The organism is Erythrobacter sp., assembly GCF_036351135.1.
In the GTDB taxonomy this organism is placed as follows: domain Bacteria; phylum Pseudomonadota; class Alphaproteobacteria; order Sphingomonadales; family Sphingomonadaceae; genus Erythrobacter.
Window position 1 is genome coordinate 1 of sequence record NZ_JAZBON010000010.1, and the last position, 3463, is coordinate 3463.

A 3463-nucleotide genomic window follows, 5' to 3' on the forward strand; every position below is an offset into this window, starting at 1 on the left:
GCAAGCGGGAAGCCGGCATCGAGCATCACCACCGGGATCGCGCCATTGACGTTGATCGGCAGGCTGCGTCCGATTGCCTCGGGCAGCACCGTCTCGATCGCGCGCAGCATGGCGATGGCATCGCCCTCCATGCCATGCTCGGCTGCGAGCGCAAGCAGCCGGTGCGCGCGGGGATCGCCGCCCGAATGCTGCGGGTGGCCAAAGCCGGGGATCGCCTTCTTCTCTGCGCGCAATTCGCGGATACCGGCGAGCGCGGCGTCCTCGAAGCTGAGGTCTTCCGCCTTCGCGCGCTCGATGCAGGCCGCGTAAAAACGCCCCGCCACCTCGGCGCTGCCGAGCACGACCGAACCGCAGCCGAGCAGCCCGGCGGCAACCGCGCCGTGAAACGCCTCGGGCGCGGCGGCGTAGGTCATGCGGGTGGCGACGACGCTGGGGACAAGGCCATGCTCCGCGATCGCGCACAGCACCGCATCGGCGAGCGCCTTTTGCCGCGCATCGGGCATGGTGCCGGTGACGAGCAGCCAGAAATAGCTGGTGAAGTCGACCTGGCCGATGATCTCGTCGCACAGATCCATGCCCCTGACGGTGATGCTGGTCGCATCCGAGGTGCAGATGGAAGTGACGGCGTTGTCCTGTTTCCCGATGCGCATGAGACGAGCCTTTTTCGCTATCCGAAGTTGATTTCGGTATGCGAAGATTATATGCAGGCGTCAATGTCAAGCGACGAATTGGGACAATCGGGATGACGGCGAAGCCACTCAAAGACGTGACCGTGCTGGAAATGGGCACCTTCATCACCGGTCCGGCGGCAGGGATGCTGCTTGCCGATCTTGGCGCAAACGTCATCAAGGTAGAAAAGCCCGGAATGGGCGATCCGTTCCGCAATTTCAAAGGCGGGCTCTATTCGCCGCACTTCCAGACCTACAACCGCAACAAGCGCTCGATCACCATCGATCCGACCGTGGGCGAGGATCTGGAGACGCTCGACCGGCTGGTGGAAACTGCCGATGTTTTCATCCAGAACTTCCGCCCCGGCGTTGCCGACCGGCTCAATGTCGGGGCCGACCGGCTCCGGTCGATCAATCCGCGACTGATCTACGCCTCGATCTCGGGCTTCGGTCCGACCGGGCCGGATCGCGACCGCCCCGCCTTCGATACGGTCGCGCAGGCATCGAGCGGGTTCCTGCGCCTGCTGGTGAACCCGAGCATCCGCGCGTCGTCGGCCCGGCGATCGCAGATGCGATGACGGGTTTCTACACCGCGCTCGGCATCATGGCCGCGCTCAACGAACGCCATGCGACGGGCAAGGGCCGCGTGGTCGAGACCTCGATGTTCGAGGCGATGTGCCACTTCAATCTCGACGATTTCACCCACCTGCTTTCGCAGGGCGAGGTGATGGGGCCATACAGCCGCCCGCACGTCTCGCAGAGCTATGTGTTCGAATGCGCCGACGGCCAGTGGATCGCGCTCCACATGTCCTCGCCGCCCAAGTTCTGGGAGAACCTTGCGACCGCGGTGGGCCAGCCCGACATGCTCCAGCAACCCGCCTTCGAAAGCCGCGAGGCGCGCATCGCGCATTATGACGATGTGATCGCCTTCCTCGCGCCGATCTTCCGCGAGCGGCCGCGCGCGCATTGGGAGGCGGAACTGATTCGGCTCGAAGTGCCCAATTCGCCGGTCCGCACCTCGCGCGAGGTGCTCGACAGCGACCAGGCGCAGCATCTTGCCATCGAGGTGCGTGATCCGGACGGGCCACATGGCGAATTCCGCACGATCCGCTCGCCGCTCAGCTTCGACGGTGAGCGGATGGACAGCGTCACCGCACCCCCGGTGCTGGGTGAGGGTGACGAGGAAATCTGCGGGCGCAGGCGGGCCTGACGGTGGGCTTTGACGGCGAGGAAGCGGCCTCGGAAGAGGTGGTCGGCAAGGATCCCGAATTCCTCTCGACGCTGGAGCGTGGCCTGCGGGTGCTCAAGTCGTTTGACGAGGACCACCCCGAAATGACGCTGAGCGAGGTCGCGGTGGTCACCGGCCTCTCGCCCGCCGTGGTGCGGCGCTGCCTCAAGACGCTGGTGGAGCTGGGTTATGTCGGACAGCATGAACGCAAGTTCCTGCTGCGCCCCTCTGTGCTCACGATCGGTTCGGCCTTCCTCGCCTCGATGCAGATCGAGCAGGTGCTGCTGCCGCCGCTCCAGGCGCTGCGCGACCAGACCGGCGACAGCGCCAGCCTCGCCGTGATCTCGGGCAGCGATATCCTCTACGTGGCGCACGTGACGACCGATCGGCGCTTCCGTCTGGCCGCCAATGCCGGCACGCGCTTTCCCTTCCACGCGACTTCCCTGGGCAAGGCGATGGTCGCGTATTTTCCCGAGGATGCGCAGCGAACGCTGCTGGACGCCGCGCCCTTCGATCGTTTCACCGAGCGCACCATCACCGAGGATACGGCGATGGCCGAGCGGCTCCGCGTCGTGAGAGAGCGCGGCTACGATTCGGCGCTGGACGAGCTTGATTACGGGATCGTCTCGGTCGCCGTCCCGGTGTTCACGCGTGAGCGCCGGGTGATCGCGGCGATCAATTGCTCGACCTCGACGACCCGCATCTCGCAGGACGAACTGGTGCGCACCCGTCTGCCGCTGCTGCGATCGGCGGCGGGCGAGATCGAGTCCGCGCTCAGGCGTTGGCCGGCCCTCGAGGCGTCACTCTGCGCATAATTTCGCATATCGAAGTTTACTTCGCCGATCGAAAATCTTATCGCGAAGTGTGGATTGGAGGGGTCCGCCAGGCAATCGGGTCTGCGCAGGGGAGAGAATGATGAGGACTTCGCGCAAGACACTTGCGAGCGCGTTCGCGCTTGCCGTCGCTATTTCGGGCATGGGTGCCCCGGCCTTCGCGCAGGCCGAAACGGATGGGGAAACCGAAGCTCAGCCGAAGCCCGAGGATGAGGGTATCGTCGTCACCGCGCTGCGCCGCGACGAAACGCTTTAGGACACGCCCGCCGCCGTCACCGCCTTCACCTCGGAAGCGATCACCAATGCCGGGATCGAGCGCCCGGCCGACTTCATCGCGCTGACCCCCAACGTCAATTTCGTCCAGACGCAGAACGCGGGCAGTTCCTTCGTCATCATCCGCGGCATCTCGCAGAACCGCAATTCGGAGCCTTCGGTCGCGGTCGTGGTCGATGGCGTGCTGCAGGTGAACCCGGCGCAATTCAATCAGGACCTGTTCGACATCGAGCAGATCGAGGTGCTCAAAGGCCCGCAGGGTGGCCTCTACGGCCGCAACGCGATCGGCGGGGCGATCATCATCACCACCAAGCAGCCCACCGACCAGTTCGAGGGCAACATGACCGCGGGCGTCGATAACGGTTTCGGCTATTTCCTGCGCGGCAGCCTGAGCGGCCCGGTCGCCGACAACGTGTTCTTCCGCGTGGCCGGTTCCTATTACGACACCGAGGGTTTCATCC

General features: G+C 65.1%; 4 protein-coding genes and 1 pseudogene. 4 read left to right on the forward strand and 1 reads right to left on the reverse strand.

What is annotated here, in order from left to right; all coding sequences use genetic code 11:
- On the reverse strand, window positions 1-650 hold a 650-nt coding region (locus V2I30_RS02875), incomplete at its 3' end, for a citryl-CoA lyase (RefSeq protein ID WP_330660563.1).
- 164 nt (window positions 651-814) lie between these two features.
- Between V2I30_RS02875 and V2I30_RS02880 the strand changes: the two are divergent.
- The 4 genes and pseudogenes from V2I30_RS02880 to V2I30_RS02895 form a co-directional block, all read left to right on the forward strand.
- Window positions 815-1878 (forward strand): annotated as a pseudogene (locus tag V2I30_RS02880) (CaiB/BaiF CoA transferase family protein).
- A 2-nt stretch (window positions 1879-1880) separates the two neighbouring features.
- Window positions 1881-2711, forward strand: coding sequence for an IclR family transcriptional regulator domain-containing protein (locus V2I30_RS02885; RefSeq protein WP_330660564.1), 831 nt, complete (start codon window positions 1881-1883; stop codon window positions 2709-2711).
- Between the two features lie 97 nt (window positions 2712-2808).
- A complete protein-coding gene (locus V2I30_RS02890; protein ID WP_330660565.1) occupies window positions 2809-2985 on the forward strand; it encodes a hypothetical protein in 177 nt (58 codons plus the stop codon).
- A 54-nt stretch (window positions 2986-3039) separates the two neighbouring features.
- A partial coding sequence (locus V2I30_RS02895) for a TonB-dependent receptor plug domain-containing protein (protein ID WP_330660566.1) occupies window positions 3040-3463 on the forward strand: 424 nt, incomplete at its 3' end.